We start from the raw sequence: 21,601 nt of genomic DNA, 5'->3' as shown, positions 1-21,601 counted from the left end.
TCATGTTTGACCCCGCTCAGGTCCCACCGGTCGATTCGGTAGAAATACTGGCTCGTTATATTTTGTCTTCCAGCCATTTTCGCAAATCGGATCAGACCGTGAAGCCGGACGCTTTCATGCCGCACCCTCGCGTGGAACTCTCTCTAACTCGTCATCGGGAAGCGACCATTGAAGAACTTTGGCGGGAAGGCGAGCGAGTGGCTGCTATTCGCAAATTAACCTTGTATGGGCGAGCCGACGTTACGTGCTCAGCATTTCTCGAACAGTCCCTGAAGGTCGAAGCCATACCATTGGCAGACAACCCGAATCATGCGGATGCGATAGAATGGCCGGCAGAAAAAGCCTCGCAGAAAATGAAGGCTTTGGAGATTGCAAAAAGAGCACAGATGAGGTTTATCTGAGTCTGAAACCAAACAAAATAACTCAATAGTAGGATAGTATAATCCACTATTGCTGGAGTCCAATTCTTAAATCCGGTCTCTAGGGCAAACTTGATGAACTATCTGGAATTAGCCCAATCCCTGATTAAAAAAGGCGATGAGCTGATCGAACGTTGCGACAAATTACTCTCGGATGAATTTGAATCCTTTAGCAACGACTTTGGTTCAGAGTTTAAAGAACTCGCTGACCAAGCGAAAGCCGACAATCACACGGCATTTCAGTGCATGGAGTCTGAAGATTGGCGTATCCAACGACTGGGATTAATTTGCCTTTCGTGATTCATAAACCCGACAGACGAATTAGGAAAACATATAAAAAACTCTTAAAATCCAGACATTTTCACCAGGAGAGCTTTGAACTCGCCAATCTGTATCTCCGGCTTCGTTGATATGAAAATAGAAGCGATTCCGATTTCACGAGTGTATTTCCTAGTTCGAAATTTCGATGCAAATCGCCGGAAATAAACTTTGCTATTGTTGACTTCTGGACAGCCCTATCTCGAACTGCTTTGAAAGCGAAATGAATTCCGAATGAGAGAAGGCCGGAAGCAAGATCCAGGAGATACTTATGAAATATAGCCAGAGTTTTTTTCAGAGGGATCATCATGGAAGCGACAGTAAGTCCGAAGAAAAGTTTGCTCCGAAGAATCATCTCCAAAAAGCTATTGCTTTGGCTTTTGCCCGCTGCCTTAATCAGCTACATCGTCCTCATGACGGCGGATCACTTCTGGTTCGTATCGCACACTCCGAAATCTTTTCAGGTCAATTGGTCGGGTATCTGGAAAACGCATCAGTATGCTGGCTTTTCTGGGAATCTCATAGTTCAACTTCCCGATCCGCTACCTGAAAATGAAGATTTCACCGCCGAAGCTTATGTTTACTACCCAATTTATAGTACGTGGAAAACAGGCCAGTTTGTGAAGATGGAATTCCAGGGTCACTTTAGTCCGGATTCTCCAACTTCAGCTGGCATATCCACGAACAAAATCAATAACGGCGGCAGTGGCGGCAAGATGAAATTCAAGGGAGTTGCTGGCAATCAGATCGTCGAATATGTGGCACTGATCAGCAAGCATCGAACTCTTATAGTGGGAGGATATATCTCGAGTCTTCCGCACGATTATGGATACTTTGAGATTTCGAAGGAGTGATTTAAGAATAAGTCTGAAGTAGAGAATAAATTGATCTCTTCGATGAACTTGAGAATAGGGCCGGTAAAGAGTCCTGCGCGTGACAGTTGTCCCTCTTAAAGTGTTCCTTGGTTTCTCTTCTCTCTCCTCTGCGCCCTCTGCGTGCTCTGCGGTTAAATGCTTTCCCGGGAAGCTAAGCCAAAAAAAACGCCGAGAAGATTCCTCTTCTGGCGTTTCATGAATATCAGATTTTGATCCGCTATTCGCTTAAGCATCCGCCTTCAAAGCCGCGGCCTTATCGGTCTTTTCCCACGAGAAATCGGGCAATTCCCGACCGAAGTGACCATGACGAGCCGATTCCTGATAGATCGGTCGGCGAAGATTCAACGTCTCAATGATCCCGGCCGGAGTCAACCGGAAATGTTTGCGGATCAGTTCCACCAGTTTCGCTTCGCTGACCCCCGCGGCCACCGTACCATTGGTATTCACCCAAATATTCAAAGGATCGGGGAAACCGATCGCGTAGCTCAACTGCACTTCGCACTGCTTGGCCAAACCGGACTTCACAATGTTCTTGGCGATATACCGGCACATGTAGGCCGCACTGCGGTCCACCTTGGTGGGGTCCTTACCGCTGAACGCCCCGCCACCATGCCGGCCACGACCACCGTAGGTATCGACGATGATTTTCCGGCCAGTCAAACCGCAGTCGCCGTGCGGGCCACCGGTGAGGAAGCAGCCGGTCGGGTTGATGTGACAGGCAATATCGCCCGGTGCCAGCTTGGGGGCTTCTTTCCCCGGAGGAATCATCACCAGCTTGCCTTTAACCAGGTCAGGTCGGTCGGCATTCAGCACGGGATGAATGATCTTGTCGATGACCAGCTGCCGGGCCTCATCAGTGAAAAAGTCAGCGCGATCCTTGGCCATCACCGAGCGATCGTGCTGGGTGGAAAGAACGATGGTGTGAATGCGTGACGGCGTGCCATCGGCGTTGTATTCCACGGTCACCTGGCTCTTGGCGTCGGGCCGCAGCCAGCCGAGCGTACCATCCTGCCGCAACTTGGCGTGCCGTTCCACCAACCGGTGGGACAGGTCGATCGGCAGTGGCATCAAGGTGGGAGTTTCGTCGCAAGCGAAGCCGAACATCATCCCCTGGTCGCCGGCGCCGCCAACGTCCACCCCTTGGCTAATGTGCGGCGACTGCGAGTGAATTCGGCAATCGACCTGAATCGCATCGGCCGTGAAGCCGATTTCTTCGCGTTCTTCTTCGTTCTTGGCCACATAACCGATCCCGGCCACGACATCGCGAACCAGGGCATCGACCGCCCGGCGGGTCAACGGGGCTTTGGTGGTGATTTCGCCCGCAATGACCGCTAAATCCGTGGTCACGAGAGTTTCGCAGGCCACACGGCTGCGTGCGTCGTGCTTCAGACAAAAATCGAGCACGGCATCGGAAATCTGATCGGCCACTTTATCCGGATGGCCCATGGAAACGGATTCGCTGGTAAACAGATACGACTGACTCACGGAAGCGGTTCTCTGGTAAGTGTTTCAGTTTAATTGGTAACCGGAATTATAGGATTTCTTCATACTACGGGAAATATTGGAATAGATTTCTCCCGAAGTGACGGAGTGGCGTTCAAGTCGATCGGTCGAAAAACCTCGGCCGAGGTTCGCCAGGCTCCTAATTCCGCCGACTACTCAGATGGCACTACGGCCAGCTTATCGATTATAATACGGGGTGCGTCGAGGGCCGTTTTTCCGCCCGCGATTAGACTTGTCGTGTGGGAGACGGCGTTCATTCGAGTGAAACGAGGAGCAAAACAGTATGGAAAATTCGAGATGAGGGAAACTCCTTTTTCCTTTAGGAAAACCGCAGTTTTTCTGCCTGGAAGGCCATCAAATTCGTTGTTCCACTAGGTGAAAAATGATGATCTGATGACCTTTCAGGAAGTTCCCGGGCAAAATTCCCTCCCAGATTTATCAAATTCCCCAGGAATTCTTGAGTTTTCTCACTTTCGCAGCGGCACCTGCAAGCTCCGTCCCGGGAAGAAGTCGTGATGGCCTTTAAGTTATTTAACTGACAAAATTTCGCTTAGCTATTTCCCGGACGAAAAGACTTTTCTGGTTCAGGCGGATTTAGGAAACTCATAAAATTCAAATAGTTCTAATTGGGCGGCGAATAACCACCCGACTCCAGGGAGATTCGCGCATGAAATTTACATACCGTTGGGGGCAGAAGCCACTCGACGGCTTCACCATTAAACGCGGTCTGGGCCAAGGAGGCTTCGGAGAGGTCTACTTCGCGGTCAGCGATGGGGGCAAAGAAGTCGCCCTCAAGCTCATTCGCGGGCATTCCGATACCGAACTCCGCGGCATTGCCAACTGCCTCAATCTGAAGCATCCTCATCTGGTTCACCTGTACGATTTACGAACCGACTCCCAGGGAGACCGCTGGCTGGTGATGGAATACATCCACGGCGAGCCCCTGAGCAGTCTTTTGAATCGCAACCCGCGCGGCCTGCCCGAAACGCAGGCCCGGGAACTGTTCCTGCAAGCGGCCCGCTCGGTGGCTTATCTGCACGATCACGCCGTGGTGCACCGGGACATCAAGCCGAGCAACATCTTCATCGAAAATGGGATGGTCAAGCTCGGCGACTACGGTCTCAGCAAATCGGTCGGTTCATCGCAGCTGGCCCAATCGAGCAACGTGGGAACCATTCATTACATGGCTCCCGAAATCGCCAGCGGTAACTACTCCAAGCAAATTGACATCTATGCCTGTGGCGTGATGCTTTACGAAATGCTGACAGGTGAAGTGCCGTTCAAAGGCGAAAGCTGGGCGGAGATCGCCATCAAGCATCAGACCGACCTGCCGAAGCTCGAACGGGTTTCCAGCGGCTATCGAACCATTCTCGAAAAGGCACTCGATAAAAATGCAGCCCGCCGCTTCCGAGATATGGGCGAGATGATCACGGCAGTGGAAAGTCTGAATCCCTCCTCGTCGGCCAAGCCCTCGATGACCGATACCGTGGCCTATGTGCCAACGATTCCGGTCCCACCTCCACTACCCAAGCCGCCATTGCCCAACCCGGGTACATTGGCGAGCGACCCCTACACTCTCGATGTGCCCGCCAAATCGAAGACCTGGCGCGGCAAAGTCAGCGAACTGGCCACTTCCATGGCTCTCGCGCCGGTTCCCGCTTTGGCCGCCGTGCTGGTTTGGGCGGTCTACTCGGGTTCGCTGGATTGGCCGACGTTAGGCTCGATTTATCTGATGACTATCGCCGTGAGCTGGTCCGTTCTGGTGCCGACAAAAATTTGGGATAATCGCAAGAAAATTGGCTACAAACGATTGCAGATGGCGCTGCTGGGCGTGGGTCTGGGTGTATTCGCGGCCTGGCTGGATGGGGTGACGATACCGAACTTCCTGTTGAGCGCAACGGGTGCACAGCACTTACCCACCTTTGGCAAGAATCACTGGAAATTCGACAAGGATAACTTGTTCATCGGAGAAATCGTCTTCTTTACCGCCTCGCTGTTCCTGATGCGATGGTACTCCTTCGGCGAACGCTACCGGGAAGATAAGTTCAGTATCTGGCCGATTGTCGGGACCGGTTTCATCACCTTCCTGATTTCGGTTGTCCTGAAAGGGGAGTTCAAGTATCCGATCGCGACAGAGCAGGCCCTGATTAGTCTGGCGACTGCGGCCGGGGTGATTCAACTGGTGAGTCCGTGGAGCGAGAAGCCCCCGGCTCGTCCCAAGAAAATTCGACTTCGAAATACCTAAAGGTAGCACCGGTGGAAGATCCCTACCGGTCCACGAGATATCCCGATGAAATATATACTGGCGGCATTACTATCGACCTTCCTGATCGTGCAGTTCGCGCCGACTTCCCAAGCGGCCGATCTGGATACCGAGAAGGATGTCAAAAAAACCAACGATGGTACGGTGACCTTCGTCGTCCGGACCAAGTCTCCAAAAGCGAACCGGGAAGAGGCTCTCGAAGCCGGTCTGGAGGATGCACAAGCGTTTATCTCCAATTATCTGCATCAGAAGGAACACTGCTGTGCCTACACTCCTTCAATCGATTTCATCCGGCAGAATATGCTGAAGAACACTATTCCGCATGAGGAACCGTTTCCTTCGAGCAATAGCCCGGGCGAAACGAACGGCAAGAGATCCGATCTGGGATACTTCTATACCGTGGAACTGCAGCTCGAAATGCCGCAAAGTATGGAACAGCAGTTCCGAAAGGCCGGCCGGGTAGTGAGTGGATTGTGGGCGCTAGGGTGTTCGGTGGCCGCCCTTTTGGTGATCGGGGCTTTCTTTCGGCTCGATGAGTGGACCAAAGGGTATTTGACGACTTGGCTGGTAGTCGGCTCGGCCGGGTTGATATCTGTCTTTATTGTCCTGATGTTTTTGTAGAATGGAAGCAGAGAGCAGAATCCCCTGGAATCTCCCGATGTCTTCCGAAGCCGACAAATTACTGATCAAGCAAATCCGTAAGGGCGAGACCCAGGCCTGGGAACAGTTGATCCAAAAGTACGAAGGCCGACTGTTGGCCTTCGCCATTCGTCGGCTGCGGGATCGGGCTACCGCCGAAGATGTAGTGCAGGAAACTTTCATCGGCTTTTTGAATAGTCTCGCCAACTTCGACGATAATCGTGAATTGCAAACCTATTTGTTCACGATCGCTTCCTACAAGATTACCGACCAGTTGCGACGCATGGGCCGGAAACCGGTACAGACCGGGGAGACCGCCGAGGAGCGACTGGCCGAGCAAACCGATGAAACACAGCGCAAGGCCAGCAGTCTGGCCCGGAGCCGGGAACGCGTCGAGATCGAAACCAACGCCCTGGCCCGTTCCCTGAAGCAAATGATTCAGGGCCTGATCGACAAAGGGGAATATGGCCGGATGCAAGCCCTGGAGTTGCTGTTCGTGAAGGGCTGGCAGAATCGGGATGTGGCCAAATTCCTTCAAATCAGCGAGCAACAGGTGGCCAATTATCGCTTCGCGGCGGTCAAAAAGCTCACGGAGCAGATGAAAGCCGCCGGCCTGCCCGCGGAAGTTTTCCCCGAGTTGAAAGAGGAGGGAACCGAGTAAGCCTTTGCCCCCCATTTTGAGCATTTTCCAATAACCTTTTTGCGGCCACACAGCGCCTGAAAAAAGGTCTTTTAGATCCTATGAATACTAGTCGCAAAATCGTACTTTTTCCGTAGAATTTCATAACGCTTTAAACGGCTTAACGACTTGCACTAAAGTCGAATTCTGATTTGACCTTACGTTCAAATTTCGACTTTCATTGTGGGCTGATTTTCAGGATATCTGAACAAGCATGGAAACACCCGCTCCGGCAGCAGACTACACACACAAAAATATTCAGCATCTGAAGGACGCCGATCACATTCGTAAACGTCCCGATATGTACATCCCGGACACCAGTGTCCGAGGTATGCACCATCTCGTTTACGAATTGGTTTACAACTCGGTGGACGAGTTCCTGGCCGGGTTCTGCAAGCACGTGACGGTGACCGTCCACGTCGATGGCAGTCTTTCTGTGGGCGACGATGGCCGCGGTATCCCGGTGGACATGCACCCGGAGTTGAAGATTCCCACCTTGCAAGCCGTTATGACGCTGGTGGGAGCCGGGGGCAAATTCGACAACAACGCCTACAAGGTATCCGCCGGTCTACACGGCATGGGTGCTAAAGCCGTGACCGCTCTATCGGAACTGACCAAGGCCGAAGTTCGCCGGGATGGCCGGACGTATCTGCAGGAATTCGAACGGGGCAAGCCCAAGGTGCCCGGCGAGGTCAAGGACATCGGGGCCGCCGATCGCACGGGTACCAAGATCACCTTCTGGCCCGATCCGGAAATTTTTGGCGATTCCCAGTTCAACGGCGACACGCTCAGCGACCGTCTGCGGGAACTGGCGTTTCTCAATAAGAGCCTGCATATCACCTTCCGCGACGAGCGAGTGAACCGCGAGGAAATCTTTTTCTACGAAGGGGGCGTGGCCGAGTACGTCGCCTGGATGAATCGCAATGAAGACGCTCTGCACCTGCCGATTCACATCTTCAAAGAAGTGGATAACGTCAAGGTGGAGGTGGCCCTGCAATACACCGTGGCAGGCGAAACCGAAATCGTACGCTGCTATGCCAACAACCAGTTCAATCCCAATGGCGGAACGCATTTGTCCGGTTTCCGCGCCGGTCTCACGCGAACGCTTAAGGATTACGGCGAACGCGAAAAACTGTTCAAGAACGACATCACGCCGGTCGGTGAAGATTTCCGCGAAGGGATGACGGCGGTAATCAACATCACCCTTCCCAATCCGCAGTTCGAAGCGCAAACCAAGATCCGGTTGAACAACCCGGAAGTGGAAGGGATCGTCTCCTCGACCGTGAGCGAAGTGCTTTCGAAGTACCTGGAGGAGAATCCGAAAGAAGCCAAGAAGATTATCGCCAAGGTGAATCTCGCGGCAGAAGCTCGCGAGGCGGAAGCGAAAGCTCGCCGAGCCGTACGCGAGCGCAAGAATCTCCTCTCCGGTGGCGGCTTGCCGGGGAAACTGCTCGATTGCACCTCTAAGGATCGCGATAGCTCCGAACTATTCCTCGTGGAAGGGGACTCGGCCGGTGGCTCGGCCGAAGGCGGTCGCGATCGGATGTATCAGGCGGTCCTGCCTCTTCGAGGCAAGCCGTTGAACGTGGAGAAAGCTCGCTTTGAGCATTTGCTCAATAACCAAGAAATCAGCAGCATCATCGCCGCGGTGGGTACCGACATCGGCAACCCAGATGACATTTCGAAACTGCGTTATGGTAAGATTATTATTCTGACGGACGCCGATATCGACGGACAGCATATTAGAACGCTGCTGTTGACCTTCTTTTTCCGCCAGATGCGAAAACTTGTGGAAGCGGGTAACATTTTTGTGGCTCGCCCGCCCCTGTTCAAAGTGGAACAGAAGAAGCAGACTCGCTTCATCAAGACGCAAGTCGAATTGCAGACCGAGCTCATCACGCGCGGGTTGGACAAGACGCGTTTCAAGACAGTCAAAGGGAGATCCTTCGAAGGAACAGAGTTGAAAACTCTGCTCGATCTTCTGAACCGACTCGAACAACCCCTGCAGATTCTGGAACGGCGAGGCTTCTCGGTGAACACGCTCCTCCCGGCGTCCCGAAACGGCCAATTGCCTTTGTATCTGGTAAAGCTGGGCGGAAGAGATCATTGGTTCCACACCGTCGAAGAGATCGATGTCTTCCGCGTGGACGAGGGTAAGAAGCTCGGCAAGGAACTCGCGGTGAGCGATTCCGATGAGAAGAAGCCGGAAGACGACAAGGTTCACTATCTCATGGAAGAGTTGCACGAGCTGCGAAGTGCCAATCGCACCCTGGAAAAACTGGGTGAGCTCGGCTTCGAGTTGGCCGACATCGTCCCCCCCGTTCAAATCGCCGGTCGGGAGGCAGTCGCGAAGTTCTCGCTGGAGCAGAACGAGGACACTTACAACATCGCCAATCTGCGGGATCTGGTCGGCGAAGTTCGGAAGTTCGGCGAAAAAGGTCTGAAGATCACCCGCTTCAAGGGACTGGGGGAAATGGATCCTCAAGAGCTTTGGGAAACCACCCTCGATCCTTCCAAGCGGACTCTGCTCCGCGTGACGATGACCGATGCCCAGAAAGCGCACGAGCTTTTCCGAACTTTGATGGGCGAGGAAGTTGAAAAACGACGGAGTTATATTTTCGAAAAAGCCATCAATGTCAGCCGAGAAGAGATCGATTACGGGGCTTAGTTGGCTCGAGCTTTGGCCATTTTAACCACCAGCCGCTCGAGCTGTATTCTCGGCGGCAGCGGGTTCCCGCCCTTTAATCCCAGATCGGTTTCCACCAACCAATTGTAGAGTTGCCCGAGCCTCTGCCGGCCCAGATGCTTCAATTGTTTCACGGCGCTCTGACGGGCCTGCGGCCACTTCATCACGTTGGCCCGATCCATTGCCTGTTCCATCGGAAGTTTCTGATTCACATAGTAGGCCGTCTGGGCCAGTCGCCGAATTTGCGTTCCCAATGCGGCCAGGATGCCTATCGGTTCCTCCCCTTCCTCGAAGAGTTCTCGAAGTATGGTCAATGCCGTTCGCCCATCGCCTTCGCCAATCGCATCCAGGATTTTAAATACGTTCGCCGAGCGACTCCGACCGACGAGTTTCTCGACATCGTCTCTGGAGATCTGTGGATTCTCTCCCACGAAGGAAACCAGCTTGCTGATCTCCTGCGTAAGTAAACCCATCTGGGTTCCGGCGTTCTCGATCAGCAGTTCTGCCGCCATGGGGTCAATTTTCCGGCCATGCTCTTTTTTGGCCCAGGCCACTACCCAGGGGATCAGCTTCGCCGCCGGGGGAGCTTTGCAACTGAGCGAACAATCGTCGGGAACGGCTTTGGCAAGGCGAGTATTCGAGGGCCAGGATTTCACATCAAGAACCAGTATTCCGGATTTGGTCGGCCTGTTCACCAGGGATTCGAGTTGGGCGCGAAACTTGGTGACAAAAGGATCTGCCTGATCGATCAGGATGATGCGTCGCTCGCATAGAAAAGGGAGTGTCTCCAGTTCATTCCGGACGGCCACAAATTCCACTTGCTCCCCGAGATAATTCGCCACGGCGAATTCCGGATCGGAATCCCCGATGGCGGCCTGCACAATAACTTGCTTGATCTGTCGTTTGAGAAAATCCTCGTCGCCATGCAGCACGTACAAAGGCTTGAGGCCCATTTTGCCGGCTTTGTCGAGATATGCGATCGCATCCATAAATTCAGTTTACGATGTAGGAACACCAATATCGACAATATGCAACTGGCCGAGATACGGCCGACAGAGTGGATTCAGAAACCCTTTTTTCACGCCGACGAACGTCACAGTATGGCTGGCCCGGACGGTCGACCCGAGGGGAAGACCGCTATCGCCATCCAACCCCGAAGGTATATCGACTGCGAGTATCGGTTTTCCACTCGAATTCATAACTTCGATAACGGTATCGAAAGGAGATTCCAATGGTCGATTCAATCCGGTGCCGAATAGGGCATCCACCAGCCAGGCCGACTGCGAAAGATCCAGCTTACCTTCGTACTTTCGGAGGGTTAGTTGAAGATTTCGGCAAATCTCAAAGTTCACCTGGGCATCCGGCGCAAATTGCTCGCTGAAATAAATGACCTCGACGGGATATCGAGCTCGCAGCAGGTGACGGGCGATCACAAAGCCATCGCCGCCGTTGTTACCCGAGCCGCAAAAGATAGTCACTAACGCCGGCGACGGCAAAAGTCCCATGAGTAACTCGGCCGCACCGCGCCCGGCATTCTCCATCAGAACCACGCCGGGCACTTTCCACTGCTCGATAGCCTGTTTATCAATCGCTCGAACTTGTTCTCGGGAGTAGGAGATCATCGCTTTACTCGTAATGTGCCGCCCTGCACCAGTTCCTCAATCTCCGCTCGCGTAGTGAAGACGAAATCTCCAGGTATGGTATGCTTTAATGCACCCATCGCGGCGCCGTAATCCACAGCATGCTGCGGATCGCCGGCCAATAACCCATCAATAAGTCCGGCGGCGAAGGCATCCCCGGCACCTATTCGGTCGACCGTCTCAATCGCGTATTCTCGAGAGGCGTAGATAGCACCGAGGTGACAAATTTTGGCAGAGTAAGTTTCGCGAAGGATGGAAGCCCCCTGCCGGAAAGTGAAAGCTACTGTCTGAAGTTTGTATTTTTTTGAAAGCGCTTGCAGCTGGCGTTCCGGATCTGCTTCCGCAACATCGAAGTAACGCTCGGCATCCTCCGGCGAAGTGATCAGAATGTCCAGGTATTCGATATTGTCGCGATACCACTTCTTCGCCGCGTCGTGCGACCAGAGTTTGGACCGATAGTTGGGATCGAAGCTGACCTTCAAGCCCGCCGTTTTCGCAGCCTTCAAACTCTCCGTGACCACCGCACTGGCGGAGGTGCTAATGGCGGCGGTGATACCCGAGACGTGATACCAGCTTGCTCGGGCGAAGCAATGTTTCCAGTCGATCATTCCCGGCTGAACATTAGCGCAAGCGGAGTTAACGCGATCGTAAACAATGGCACTCGGACGAGGAGAGGCGCCATGCTCGAGAAAGAAAACTCCCAGGCGTTCATTGTCTGCGAACAGGAGTTGATCGGTAGCTACCCCGGTCTGGCGAACCTTCCCGGCCAGCAGTCGGCCTAAGGCATTCTGCGGGAGTCGAGAAATCCAGGAAACGCGGCATCCCAGTTGAGCGAGACCAACCGCTGTGTTCAACTCGGCGCCACCCACTTGAATCTCGAAGTGGTCGGTCTGTTCAATTCGAAGATGGCCCGGAGGGGAAAGCCGGATCATCGCTTCGCCAAAAGTCACAATTTCGTTGGTCATGGCTTAGAAATATGCGAACGAGTTTCCTGCACAATGGAGACGTACTTTTGAGCTAGCGCAGTCAAACGGGCAAAGTCCCGATTTGCGAGGGCTTTGGGCTCCACCAGTTGGGAACCAAGCCCCAGGCAGACGGCGCCCGCTTTGAGGAAATCGGCCGCTGTGTTGAGGTCGACCCCGCCAGTAGGCATCAGCGGTATTTGCGGTAATGGGCCCTTCATCGCTTTGAAGAAAGCAGGCCCCAAAACATCGGCCGGGAAAACTTTTATGATGTCGGCCCCCGCTTGAAAAGCCGTGAGGATTTCTGTCGGAGTGAAAGCCCCCGGAAGTGAGCCCTTTCCGTAGCGGAGCGTTGTTTCGATCACCTGCAGGTTCAGACTGGGTGAGACGATGAAATCCGCTCCTTCGAGTATAGCCGCCCGACAGGTTTCGGAATCCAAAACGGTGCCGGCCCCTAAGAGGATGCGATCTCCCATTCGAGATTTGATCGCTTTCAGAACCGAAAGTGCGTTGGGGACGGTCAGCGTTACTTCGGCAACCGTAATCCCCCCCTCCGCTAGTGCAGAGATGGCTTCAACAAGAGGAGAAGGATCGGGCGAGCGAACGACGGCGATGATGCCGGCGTCCAAGATTTGGGAAACGAGACGAGATCGCATGCGAATACCATCCGTACAGAATGCCTGAAGCGACGATACGGATGGGGAATCATCCGTTTATCGAAGATAGAGATCATTGTAAGGCAATAGATCCCCAATCGACTATGAACGAATGACTCGCATCTATTGAAACTCAATTCAGATTCGGGCCGGTCCCGGGATTGTTCGGCGCTCCGATGTAGGGGAATAGAATCTGCCGGAAGGTCGAAGGACTGTTGGCCGTACCGTCGGTGATCCGATCGCCATTATCATCGGGTACGTTATCAGTCGTTATCGCCCCATTGGTCATCAGATTCAGCAGGTAGTTCGCTGTGTCATCGCGGAGTCTTCGGCCGTTCGGGAACCCGTTAGCGTCTGTAGAGTTGGTCGTAAAAGGTGTTCCCGTTGTGAAAATCAACATGTCTGGAAGCAGTTGATTCGCCACTGCGGTTGCTTGATCCGCCGTCAGGTTATAAGGAGCGTTCTCGAGTTGATTGAGTGCATCGGGAAGGAAGTTGGCCCGATCATTCACCGGAGAGGTCGTGTTGTAAAGACTTTGATCGGCGGCCGGTAATAACAGCGTTTGAACCAACCCCATTCCAACGCGATCGGTCTGTACGCCCAAGGTTTCGCTGGTCCCCCAGACGCCGATGGTGTTTCCACCGCCGGTTTGCAACAATTGCGAGGTGGGAATTTCGATCACCATGGCCAGGTCGTTGACATTCGGACCGTAGTAATTCACTGCGCTGCCGGCCGGTCTCGGGAAGGTGCCAGTATTGTTCAAGAAATTAGTGATACCCGTCTTATCGTAGAAGCTGGGATCATCCGCGGTGCCGGCAAAGAATTCACCCGAGACATTACTGAGGGAAGCAATGCTATTCGGCGTGCCTGTCGCTAGGACAGTCACAGTGCTCCCCTCGATTTCTTTCAGCGTGTATGTCTGAACTCCCAGAGAGTTCGGAGCGCTGAAACTTACTTGGAAAAGGATGTCATTCGAAGGATTGGTGACATCCGAGTTATCGACGTGAATCGTGTAGGTCTTGTTCGGATCGAAGATGGCCGAGGTGCCTGCGCCAACGAACGGACTAGCGGTCAAGGCAAGTACGGTGTTATTGGTGTTGTCGGGGGCTGTGAAGGCGTAAAGATTCTCAACTCCCGTGGTGTAAGTGGCGGAGGTTGTGGGTCCCGTGGCCGCCACATAGCCGCCGTCGCCGCTGGGGGCACCGTAGAAGCTGGCACGCTCGGTGAACGTCGATCCATCGAATTCGGCTGTGTTGGGAGCGGCGCCCGGGCCGTTGGTCGTGTAGATACCATTTCCGAAATTGGGAACGTTGCCTACGGCGACTCGGACACCGCCGGTGAACGCCGGGTCATAAGCATAGAAGCTAGCAATAGGCGTGGAGGTTGGTGAGGCTCCATTCAGAACGACCACGTTCGGACCAGCTCCCGGTCCGGCACCGACAACGATGTCCGCGTTCGTGCTGGAGTTTGCCAGATCGCCAGCCGCCACGTAAACCCCGCCGGTGAAGCCGGAGTCGAATGCATAGAAGCTATAAAGCTGCGTTGTGGTCAAGCCACTATAAACAACCACTCGCGGCCCAGCACTCGGTCCCGCGCCGATGATAATATCGGGAGTGCCATCGCCATTCACATCCGCGGCGGCCACTCTTGCTCCACCTTGGAAACCACCGAAGGGATCCAGAGTTTCGAGGAGTGCCCCAGTAGCGCCGTCGAATACGCGAACTTCGGATCCGCCACTTTCCTGACTGACAATGATGTCGGCATGGCCATCATTATTCAGATCGGCCACGGCCACGTTCACCCCGCCCGTGAACGAAGGCGGGAAAGCATAGAAGCTCCCGATGGTACCCTTCAATTGCTGGCCGGTGTTACCGTCGTAAACCCGAATGTTGGCAGGAGCTCCGACTCCGGGAGCCGTGATAATATCGGGAATGCCATCGCCGTTTACATCGCCGACCGCGACACTAATGTTTGTACCGAAGTTGGCCCCATAGGGGACGATGTCATATAGCGTCGTCGGAGTGGTTGTGGCGGAGGAAACGCGGACGATTCCGCTACCGGTACCCCCGGCGGTGACAGAAAAACTGGTCAAGGTCGCTGGGACATCTCGTTCCTCCAGGACCGTGAGTAACATTTTCGATCGCTTGCGGGGATTGGCGGCTTCGTGTCGCTTGCCGAGCCAACTTCCGAATTTCCAAGCCATGGCATCGCCCTTTCGCTCGCTAATATTCCCGTCACTCCGTGACAGGACTTCGATTGTGAAAATCGATTCTCCGACCCGCAATCGTTGCGGGCTCATCAGAAGTCCGGTTAGAATCCTCTACCTTGCTGTATCACAAAAATGAACTCGACCCGCGGAACCTACTGGAAAATGATCCGCTAAGCCGGTTTCGAGGTAGGATCAACCGCTATAACCTAAAAAACATGCCCTTTTTGGAGAGACGATTTAGAAAATATGTAGGATTTACAAAAACGGGAATAATTTTTAATTCTACACTCAGGGCTTAATGGACATGCCAAAATCTCAGGCAGATCCGCAGAAAATTCAGGCCGATCATGTACGGAAGGCTTTAGCCAAGCTATACCCCGATGCGCATTGTGAATTGAATTTTACGAACCCGTTGCAGCTACTCATTGCCACTATACTTTCCGCCCAATGCACCGATGTGCAGGTGAATAAGGTCACCCCAGCGCTGTTCGAAAAGTATCCGGATGTCCGGGCGTTCGCGAATGCCTCTCTTCCCGAACTGGAGAGCTGTATCCGTTCTACGGGTTTTTTTCGCAATAAGGCCAAAAACATCATCGCCTGCTGCCAGGCTATATTGAAAGATCATGACGGCGAAGTCCCCGCGGATCAAGACAAAATGACCCAGTTGCCCGGAGTCGGCAGAAAGACGGCCAATGTCGTTTTGGGAAATGCTTTCGACATACCGGGAATTACCGTTGATACCCATGTGGGCCGGCTATCGCGTCGTCTGGCGTTGACGACACACGAGGATCCGGTAAAGGTCGAACTGGATTTAATGGCGCTTCTTCCGCCCAAGGAATGGACGATTTTTAGCCACCGCATGATCTTTCACGGTCGACGCATTTGTCTGGCGAGGAATCCCAAATGTGCAGACTGCACTTTGCGAAAATTCTGCCCAACCGCCCCGACGAAGGAAGGCTGAACGCTCGTCATCCGATTATGCCGAATATAACAAACTTACTTCGACTGGAACCAGGACGTCCGAACGACAGGGGACGAGGATGATTATCGATTCAAATCAGCTGCTGGAGCGCTTCCTTCGCTATGTCCGCATTGACACCGAGGCATGCGAGGGATCGGGAACTTATCCGAGTTCACCCGGGCAGCTGGTACTAGGTAAAATGCTTTGCGAGGAACTCAAGGCTCTGGGCTTAGGTGATGCCAAACAGAGTTCCCACGGAATAGTTACTGCAACCATCCCTTCCAATCTGAAGCAGGCCACGCCAACGATCGCGTTCCTAGCCCATATGGATACTTCCCCTGAAACATCGGGCAAAAATGTCCAACCGATAGTACACCATAACTATCCCGGGGGCGACATCATTCTGCCCGGGGATTCGACGAAAGTCCTCTCGGGTGAAGATCCCGAACTGAAGGCTTTGGTAGGCAAAACGATCATCACCACCGACGGCACAACTCTACTGGGTTCCGACAACAAATCGGGTGTGGCGGTCATCATGCAGATGGCCAGTACGATCGTCCATAATCCCCAAGTTCCGCACGGCCCGATCAAGATCTGCTTCACCTGCGACGAAGAAATCGGCCATGGAACCGATCACATCGATCTGAAGGAATTAAATGCGCTGGTCGGCTACACTCTCGATGGGGGGAAGGAAGGGGAAATCGAAGCGGAGACCTTCTCCGCCGATAAAGCCACCGTCACCATTACTGGCGTGAATATTCACCCCTCCATCGGAAAGGGGAAAATGGTAAATGCCGTGCGTCTGGCCGGAAAATTTATCGATCGACTTCCCCAACGATTGCTGTCGCCAGAAACCACGGAAGGACGCGAAGGATTCATTCATCCCTACAAGATATCCGGAAGCGTCTGGCAAGTGACGATTGAAATCCTCCTTCGGGATTTCATCACCGAACGGCTAATGGACGAAGCCGAAATCCTGCGGCAAATCGCCCGACAGATTGTCTTCGAGTATCCTCAGGCCAAGATCGATGTGAAAGTCGATTATCAGTACCGCAATATGGCCGATGGCTTGAAGAAAGAACCTAGAGCCGTCGCTTTAGCAGTCAAAGCAATGGAGAAAATCGGAATTAAGCCCCACATCGGTAGCATTCGCGGTGGTACTGACGGCTCTCAGTTGACCACCAAGGGATTACCGACCCCAAACCTATTCACGGCCGAGCATTACATTCACTCACCCAAAGAATGGACCTGTCTGGAAGAAATGGAAAGTGCCTGTAAGACGCTTGTGGAACTGGTTCAACTTTGGGGACAGGAAAAGGCCTAAGCGGCGAGTGTTCAAACTCAGGATTCTTCATGCTAACTGATGCGGAAATTCATGCGGCTCGTTCACTAATCCTACTCGGTCTCGTCGAAGATCTCGGTGAAGCCGGGGATATAACATCGAACACGTTCGTTCCCAAAAGTGCCACCGCCACCGCATATTATGTGGCTCGCAAAGCGGGTGTCATTGCCGGTCTTCCAATCGCTCAGATGGTTTGCCAGGCCATCTTCGAACATCTGAATCTAGAACTTCTCGTTCGCGATGGCACGGCCGTTACTCCAGGTCAACGAGTCGCTCGCTTAAAGGGTCCGGCGATTCCCATTCTAGCCGCGGAGCGAACTAGTCTAAACTTTCTCCAGCGGCTCAGCGGAGTTGCCTCGCTGACCCGAAAGTACGTCGATAAAGTGGCCGGTACCCAGGCGAAAATTCTAGATACTCGGAAAACTACTCCCGGCTGGCGACTTCTCGAGAAATACGCAGTTCGAATGGGAGGCGGAACCAACCATCGGATGGGTTTATACGACGCCGTGCTGATCAAAGACAATCACTTGGCGGCCCTGCATACCAGTCCGGCTGAGGCCGCGGTGCTGGCTGTACGTAGAGCCCGAGCGGAGATCCAGCATTCCAAATCTTTGACCATTGAAGTCGATGATCTGAATGTTTTTCGGACTGTGTTGCCGGAGAAACCGGATATTATCCTTCTCGACAACATGACCCCCGCTGATATGCAGATAGCCGTGCAGGAACGGAATATGGCCGGTAGCAAGACGCTTTTGGAAGCGAGTGGTGGAGTGAATTTAGATTCCGTACGCACCATTGCAGAGACCGGTGTCGATCGCATCAGTGTGGGGGCAATTACACATAGTGCCACTTCACTGGACATCGCCCTGGATTTCGTTGAGGAATAACTTTGCTAAAGGGATTTCAAACCTGTCAGAAAACCGGCGTGAATCAGTGTGTCGATCTTGGGTTTCACTCGCAATCCCGATTCGGTCATCCACTGGGTGTATTCCTGGACCGAATAGGCCCGCCCTTCGGTCATAGTGAAAAGTGCCGCCGAATAAAGAGCGACAGCTAAAGGCCCATCGAGAGCATCATTCAGAAAAACATCGTGCACTACCAATTGTCCGTTCGGCGGAAGAGCCTTAACGCAGTTCGCGATCAACCTTCTGCACTCGGGAACATCCCAATCGTGCAGGATATTCGAGAGCAGGATGACATTCGCATTCAAGGGCAGTGAATCCGCGAACATATCTCCGGAGACAAATTCCATCCGTTCGGCTACGCCGTAGCTTTGACCCATCTCCCTGGGAACCTTCAAAACTTCGGGTCGGTCGTAGATGATGGCTTTCAGTCGAGGATACTTTTGCAGGCAGGCGATACTGTAAATTCCGGTGCCGCCGCCGATATCCAGTAGCGTTTCCCCATGTGTCAAATCTAACTTGGCGGCCAAATGCGGGGCCACGTTTTTTGCCCTACCCGCCAGAGCCAGCGTCAGATGCCGGGCTTTCTGTTCATCTTCCATGGCCGATTCCACACCTTCACGGAAGATGAAGGCGGCCCCGTCCTTTTTATCTTCTCCGCCAGCGGGACGATTCGTTTTTAACCGTTCGATCATGGCTCGAACGCCAGGACTTTGTGCCGCCAGTCCGACGTAATCGCCCACGAAAAAATTGCCACCGGGAAGAAGATGCTCTTGACTTAACGGGGTAAGGGAGAGATCTCCACGAGTATCCAGTTGCAATAGTCCCATGGCACGTAAGGCGGTTGTGAGCACGACGAACGGACGGGGCTTCAGCCCAACTTCCTGACGCAATTGATCGGAATTCTTTGGCGTTCGCAATTTATCGAAGAGTTGAAATTCCACAATCGCCGCAGTCAACAGCTCTGTGGCGTAATTCCCACGAAAGTGTTCGAAGATGGTAACGGGATCCGTTGCGGGTCGGGATAGTGCATCGTAGTTCATGCACTAATTCTACGCAAAGTGGCAAAAAAAAATCCCTGCCGAAGCAGGGTGAAGTTACAATTGGGATTCGCTCGATTAAGCTTCCACTTTAGGTGCCACGGGAGCTTGCGTAACCGCTTTCTTGGTTTCGCCTTCCTTAAGCAGTTCGATGAAAGCGGTTTTCCCGGCATCACCTAAACGTCGTTCAGCTCGCTTGATGATTCGAGTGTAGCCGCCGGGACGATCTACATACCGGGGAGCAATCACGTCGAACAGCTTTTGTACGACGGTGTCGCCCGTAGGCATTTCGTCCTTGTCGTAGAACTCTGCCTTGGCGACAGGTCCCAGTCGCGACTGAACCAATCGGCGAGCATGCAGCAGTTTCAAGCGATCGCCCGATACGATCCCGCGCTTGGCGAGAGTGATCAGGTGTTCGATGAACGGCCGCAGTTCCTTGGCCTTCGGTTCCGTCGTGATAATGCGTTCGTGTTCGATAAGCGCACGCACCAGGTTTCGCTTCATGGCGAGGCGGTGAGTTGCGTTTCGGCCGAGCTTACGACCCGCTCGTTGGTGTCTCATGATTCCGATCTCTCAATGGGCGTTTATTTTTTATGGTGCCAGCACCGGTTCTATTCCGGTGCCACCAGCATTTATCGTCGTGCAGTAGGTAATCGCATTCCCAGGGTCAGACCGATTTCCGAAAGCTTTTGTCGAACTTCTTTCAGCGTCGTGTCCCCGAAGTTACGAACTTCGAGCAGCTCTTCTTCGTTTCGAATCACAAGATCGCGGACAGTGGCGATCCCTTCGGATTCCAGGCAGTTCGTGGCCCGGACCGACAGATCCAACTCGGCCAGGCTCATATTCAGCTTGCGATCCAGTTCCGGATCGCCGGCCTGTTGAGCTGTCGAGCCAATTTCGAGTTTGTCGTCCAGAGGCAGTTCGGTACCCTGTTCGGAATATTCGATGAACGGGTTGAGATGCTTGCGAAGAATCTTCGAAGATTCGACCAGGGCCATCTGGGGACTGGTGGTCCCGTTTGTCGTAATTTCCAGAACCAGGCGATCGTAGTTCGTCTTCTGTCCGACGCGGGTTTCTTCGATCGAATATTTCACGCGGACCACGGGCGAGAAACTGGCATCCACGGGAATCACGCCGACTTCGCGATCCTTGGTCAATTGATCTTCGGCCGATTGGTAACCCCGACCGTTTTCGACCGTCAGTTCGACGACGAAAGGCACATCCCCAGTGAGTGTGGCAATGATGTGTTCGGGATTAATAATCTGAATACTTTCATCGTGTTCGATATCAGCCGCTCGGACGACACCTTCTTTGTGTCGCTTGATGGTAATGGTTTTCGGCTGATCCGAAGTATTTTTAACAACCAGGCTCTTGATGTTCAGGATAATGTCCGTGACATCCTCAACAACGCCCGGCAAGCTGGTGATCTCGTGCTGAACGCCCTGAATCTTAACCCGGGTGACGGCACTTCCTTCGAGGCTGGACAACAAGAGGCGACGCAATGCATTGCCGATAGTGATACCCAGCCCGCGTTCGAACGGTTCTGCGTAAAACTTGCCAAAGGTGTCCGTCAAAGTAGCTCGATCCGAGGCTACGCGAGTCGGAAGTTCCAGGCCGCGCCAACGAATACGCATGGAGTAAATCTCCTGTTCAGAATGGTGCGTTACCGCCCAAAAGTCTCCGCGAAATTACGGAGACTGCCAACTGTTGGTTAAATCGATTAACGAGTAGCAATTTCGATGATGAGCTGTTCGCGGATCTCGGAGATGCGCGGGTCAACATCGCCTCGGCTGGGAACGCGGATCAATCGCCCTTCCGGAATTTCGCCCGGAATGATTTCCAGAAAATCGGGGATCGTATTCTGGCGATCCTGCATGTTCGCTCGTACGAGCTTGGCACTCTTATCGCGGGATTTGACTTTTACGACGTCACCCGGCTTCATAATCACGCTCGGGATATCGCAAGGTTTGCCGTTGAGCAGTACGTGGCCGTGTGCAATGATGATTCGAGCGGCGCGACGGCTGGGGGCAAAACCCAGGCGGTGCACGACGTTATCGAGACGGCGTTCGAGCAGGCTCAGCAATTCTTCGCCAGTATTCTGCGCCTTGGAAGCCAGAGCGAAATAACGGCGAAATTGTCGTTCCAGCAGACCGTAGAAGAATTTCAATTTCTGCTTTTCGCGGAGACGTACGCCATATTCCGACGTCTTGCCCTTGCGGTAGCCGTGCATACCCGGAGGAGGGGCGTCCCGATCGATGGGGCATTTCGGGGAGAAGCAACGGCTGCCCTTGAGAAACAGCTTGACACCTTCTCGTCGGCAGCGCTTGCAAACAGGATCTGTATATCGTGCCATATTTCTCGTTTTCCAATAGTCCCTGGTCCGGCAAGCCGGTTTTTTACTTAGCCGTCAGTTGCCAGTTGTAGACGGAACAGCTTCCGTCTCTCGACCAAGGACCCAACAACTGACAACCAACTAATATCCATCTCCCGAAGGAGATTCCAAATTT

20 protein-coding genes are annotated in these 21,601 nt (G+C 53.4%); 10 read left to right on the top strand and 10 right to left on the bottom strand.

From position 1 onward, the window contains the following. Positions 1 to 2 precede the first annotated feature (2 nt). The 3 genes from KIH39_RS25880 (at position 3) to KIH39_RS25870 (ending at position 1,591) form a co-directional block, all read left to right on the top strand. Positions 3 to 401, top strand: coding sequence for a hypothetical protein (locus KIH39_RS25880; protein WP_213496974.1), 399 nt, complete (start codon positions 3 to 5; stop codon positions 399 to 401). A gap of 93 nt (positions 402 to 494) precedes the next feature. Then, entirely contained in the window at positions 495 to 719 is a 225-nt protein-coding gene (locus tag KIH39_RS25875) for a hypothetical protein (protein WP_213496972.1), read from the top strand. A 326-nt stretch (positions 720 to 1,045) separates the two neighbouring features. Beyond that, positions 1,046 to 1,591: a hypothetical protein gene (locus tag KIH39_RS25870; RefSeq protein WP_213496970.1), complete on the top strand. Its 546-nt coding sequence runs from the start codon at positions 1,046 to 1,048 to the stop codon at positions 1,589 to 1,591. A 246-nt stretch (positions 1,592 to 1,837) separates the two neighbouring features. Here KIH39_RS25870 and metK read toward each other — a convergent pair whose 3' ends face one another. Next, a complete protein-coding gene (gene metK / locus KIH39_RS25865; RefSeq protein ID WP_213496968.1) occupies positions 1,838 to 3,097 on the bottom strand; it encodes a methionine adenosyltransferase in 1,260 nt (419 codons plus the stop codon). Positions 3,098 to 3,782: 685 nt separating this feature from the next. Between metK and KIH39_RS25860 the strand changes: the two genes are divergently transcribed. The 4 genes from KIH39_RS25860 (at position 3,783) to KIH39_RS25845 (ending at position 9,364) form a co-directional block, all read left to right on the top strand. Next, positions 3,783 to 5,360, top strand: coding sequence for a serine/threonine protein kinase (locus KIH39_RS25860; protein ID WP_213496966.1), 1,578 nt, complete (start codon positions 3,783 to 3,785; stop codon positions 5,358 to 5,360). A 45-nt stretch (positions 5,361 to 5,405) separates the two neighbouring features. Next, on the top strand, positions 5,406 to 5,999 hold the full coding sequence (locus KIH39_RS25855) for a hypothetical protein (protein ID WP_213496964.1): 594 nt from the start codon (positions 5,406 to 5,408) through the stop codon (positions 5,997 to 5,999). A gap of 37 nt (positions 6,000 to 6,036) precedes the next feature. After that, positions 6,037 to 6,678, top strand: a complete 642-nt coding sequence (locus KIH39_RS25850) for an RNA polymerase sigma factor (RefSeq protein ID WP_213496962.1) — start codon at positions 6,037 to 6,039, stop codon at positions 6,676 to 6,678. A 232-nt stretch (positions 6,679 to 6,910) separates the two neighbouring features. Beyond that, entirely contained in the window at positions 6,911 to 9,364 is a 2,454-nt protein-coding gene (locus KIH39_RS25845; RefSeq protein WP_213496960.1) for a DNA gyrase subunit B, read from the top strand. On the opposite strand, the gene holA is transcribed toward KIH39_RS25845, so the two are convergent. The 5 genes from holA to KIH39_RS25820 form a co-directional block, all read right to left on the bottom strand. Next, the gene (gene holA / locus KIH39_RS25840; RefSeq protein ID WP_213496958.1) at positions 9,361 to 10,371 is read right to left on the bottom strand and encodes a DNA polymerase III subunit delta; all 1,011 of its coding nucleotides are present in this window, start codon (positions 10,369 to 10,371) and stop codon (positions 9,361 to 9,363) included. The two genes, KIH39_RS25845 and holA, sit on opposite strands and share 4 nt — an antisense overlap. A 9-nt stretch (positions 10,372 to 10,380) precedes the next feature. Beyond that, entirely contained in the window at positions 10,381 to 11,004 is a 624-nt protein-coding gene (locus tag KIH39_RS25835) for an NAD(P)H-hydrate epimerase (protein ID WP_213496956.1), read from the bottom strand. Continuing rightward, entirely contained in the window at positions 11,001 to 11,987 is a 987-nt protein-coding gene (locus tag KIH39_RS25830; RefSeq protein WP_213496954.1) for a sugar kinase, read from the bottom strand. Before KIH39_RS25830 ends, KIH39_RS25835 begins: the two co-directional genes overlap by 4 nt. Continuing rightward, positions 11,984 to 12,640 (bottom strand): bifunctional 4-hydroxy-2-oxoglutarate aldolase/2-dehydro-3-deoxy-phosphogluconate aldolase, encoded by a 657-nt coding sequence (locus tag KIH39_RS25825; protein WP_213496952.1) that lies wholly within the window; start codon positions 12,638 to 12,640, stop codon positions 11,984 to 11,986. The genes KIH39_RS25830 and KIH39_RS25825 overlap by 4 nt, the downstream gene beginning before the upstream one ends. A gap of 133 nt (positions 12,641 to 12,773) precedes the next feature. Continuing rightward, complete coding sequence (locus tag KIH39_RS25820) at positions 12,774 to 14,843, bottom strand: DUF4331 family protein (protein WP_213496951.1); 2,070 nt, start codon at positions 14,841 to 14,843, stop codon at positions 12,774 to 12,776. Positions 14,844 to 15,153: 310 nt separating this feature from the next. On the opposite strand from KIH39_RS25820, the gene nth reads away from it, so the two are divergent. The 3 genes from nth (at position 15,154) to nadC (ending at position 18,039) form a co-directional block, all read left to right on the top strand. Then, positions 15,154 to 15,810 carry an endonuclease III gene (gene nth, locus KIH39_RS25815; protein WP_246539431.1) on the top strand — a complete coding sequence of 219 codons (657 nt, stop codon included), beginning with the start codon at positions 15,154 to 15,156 and terminating at the stop codon, positions 15,808 to 15,810. A gap of 79 nt (positions 15,811 to 15,889) precedes the next feature. Then, on the top strand, positions 15,890 to 17,134 hold the full coding sequence (pepT, locus tag KIH39_RS25810; RefSeq protein WP_213496947.1) for a peptidase T: 1,245 nt from the start codon (positions 15,890 to 15,892) through the stop codon (positions 17,132 to 17,134). Between the two features lie 29 nt (positions 17,135 to 17,163). Then, positions 17,164 to 18,039, top strand: coding sequence for a carboxylating nicotinate-nucleotide diphosphorylase (nadC, locus tag KIH39_RS25805; RefSeq protein WP_213496945.1), 876 nt, complete (start codon positions 17,164 to 17,166; stop codon positions 18,037 to 18,039). 5 nt (positions 18,040 to 18,044) lie between these two features. Here nadC and KIH39_RS25800 read toward each other — a convergent pair whose 3' ends face one another. From KIH39_RS25800 to rpsD, 4 genes are all read right to left on the bottom strand, one after another. Next, on the bottom strand, positions 18,045 to 19,097 hold the full coding sequence (locus KIH39_RS25800) for a methyltransferase (protein ID WP_213496943.1): 1,053 nt from the start codon (positions 19,095 to 19,097) through the stop codon (positions 18,045 to 18,047). 75 nt (positions 19,098 to 19,172) lie between these two features. Further along, a complete protein-coding gene (gene rplQ, locus KIH39_RS25795) occupies positions 19,173 to 19,655 on the bottom strand; it encodes a 50S ribosomal protein L17 (protein WP_213496941.1) in 483 nt (160 codons plus the stop codon). 71 nt (positions 19,656 to 19,726) lie between these two features. Continuing rightward, positions 19,727 to 20,728, bottom strand: a complete 1,002-nt coding sequence (locus KIH39_RS25790; protein WP_213496939.1) for a DNA-directed RNA polymerase subunit alpha — start codon at positions 20,726 to 20,728, stop codon at positions 19,727 to 19,729. An 86-nt stretch (positions 20,729 to 20,814) separates the two neighbouring features. Then, positions 20,815 to 21,447 carry a 30S ribosomal protein S4 gene (gene rpsD, locus KIH39_RS25785; protein WP_213496937.1) on the bottom strand — a complete coding sequence of 211 codons (633 nt, stop codon included), beginning with the start codon at positions 21,445 to 21,447 and terminating at the stop codon, positions 20,815 to 20,817. Positions 21,448 to 21,601 lie beyond the last annotated feature (154 nt).

This window comes from Telmatocola sphagniphila (assembly GCF_018398935.1).
Lineage (GTDB): Bacteria > Planctomycetota > Planctomycetia > Gemmatales > Gemmataceae > Telmatocola > Telmatocola sphagniphila.
This window is presented reverse-complemented; position numbering and strand designations above follow the sequence as displayed.

Excerpts from the sequence above, each read along its gene's own strand:
- KIH39_RS25870 (WP_213496970.1), top strand. The coding sequence starts at position 1,046 with ATGGAAGCGACAGTAAGTCCGAAGAAAAGTTTGCTCCGAAGAATCATC.
- KIH39_RS25850 (WP_213496962.1), top strand. The coding sequence starts at position 6,037 with ATGTCTTCCGAAGCCGACAAATTACTGATCAAGCAAATCCGTAAGGGC.
- holA (WP_213496958.1), bottom strand. The coding sequence starts at position 10,371 with ATGGATGCGATCGCATATCTCGACAAAGCCGGCAAAATGGGCCTCAAG.
- KIH39_RS25845 (WP_213496960.1), top strand. The coding sequence starts at position 6,911 with ATGGAAACACCCGCTCCGGCAGCAGACTACACACACAAAAATATTCAG.
- KIH39_RS25880 (WP_213496974.1), top strand. The coding sequence starts at position 3 with ATGTTTGACCCCGCTCAGGTCCCACCGGTCGATTCGGTAGAAATACTG.
- KIH39_RS25835 (WP_213496956.1), bottom strand. The coding sequence starts at position 11,004 with ATGATCTCCTACTCCCGAGAACAAGTTCGAGCGATTGATAAACAGGCT.
- rpsD (WP_213496937.1), bottom strand. The coding sequence starts at position 21,447 with ATGGCACGATATACAGATCCTGTTTGCAAGCGCTGCCGACGAGAAGGT.
- KIH39_RS25825 (WP_213496952.1), bottom strand. The coding sequence starts at position 12,640 with ATGCGATCTCGTCTCGTTTCCCAAATCTTGGACGCCGGCATCATCGCC.
- KIH39_RS25790 (WP_213496939.1), bottom strand. The coding sequence starts at position 20,728 with ATGCGTATTCGTTGGCGCGGCCTGGAACTTCCGACTCGCGTAGCCTCG.
- KIH39_RS25855 (WP_213496964.1), top strand. The coding sequence starts at position 5,406 with ATGAAATATATACTGGCGGCATTACTATCGACCTTCCTGATCGTGCAG.
- KIH39_RS25830 (WP_213496954.1), bottom strand. The coding sequence starts at position 11,987 with ATGACCAACGAAATTGTGACTTTTGGCGAAGCGATGATCCGGCTTTCC.
- pepT (WP_213496947.1), top strand. The coding sequence starts at position 15,890 with ATGATTATCGATTCAAATCAGCTGCTGGAGCGCTTCCTTCGCTATGTC.
- nth (WP_246539431.1), top strand. The coding sequence starts at position 15,154 with ATGCCAAAATCTCAGGCAGATCCGCAGAAAATTCAGGCCGATCATGTA.
- rplQ (WP_213496941.1), bottom strand. The coding sequence starts at position 19,655 with ATGAGACACCAACGAGCGGGTCGTAAGCTCGGCCGAAACGCAACTCAC.
- nadC (WP_213496945.1), top strand. The coding sequence starts at position 17,164 with ATGCTAACTGATGCGGAAATTCATGCGGCTCGTTCACTAATCCTACTC.
- KIH39_RS25820 (WP_213496951.1), bottom strand. The coding sequence starts at position 14,843 with ATGGCTTGGAAATTCGGAAGTTGGCTCGGCAAGCGACACGAAGCCGCC.
- KIH39_RS25875 (WP_213496972.1), top strand. The coding sequence starts at position 495 with ATGAACTATCTGGAATTAGCCCAATCCCTGATTAAAAAAGGCGATGAG.
- KIH39_RS25860 (WP_213496966.1), top strand. The coding sequence starts at position 3,783 with ATGAAATTTACATACCGTTGGGGGCAGAAGCCACTCGACGGCTTCACC.
- KIH39_RS25800 (WP_213496943.1), bottom strand. The coding sequence starts at position 19,097 with ATGAACTACGATGCACTATCCCGACCCGCAACGGATCCCGTTACCATC.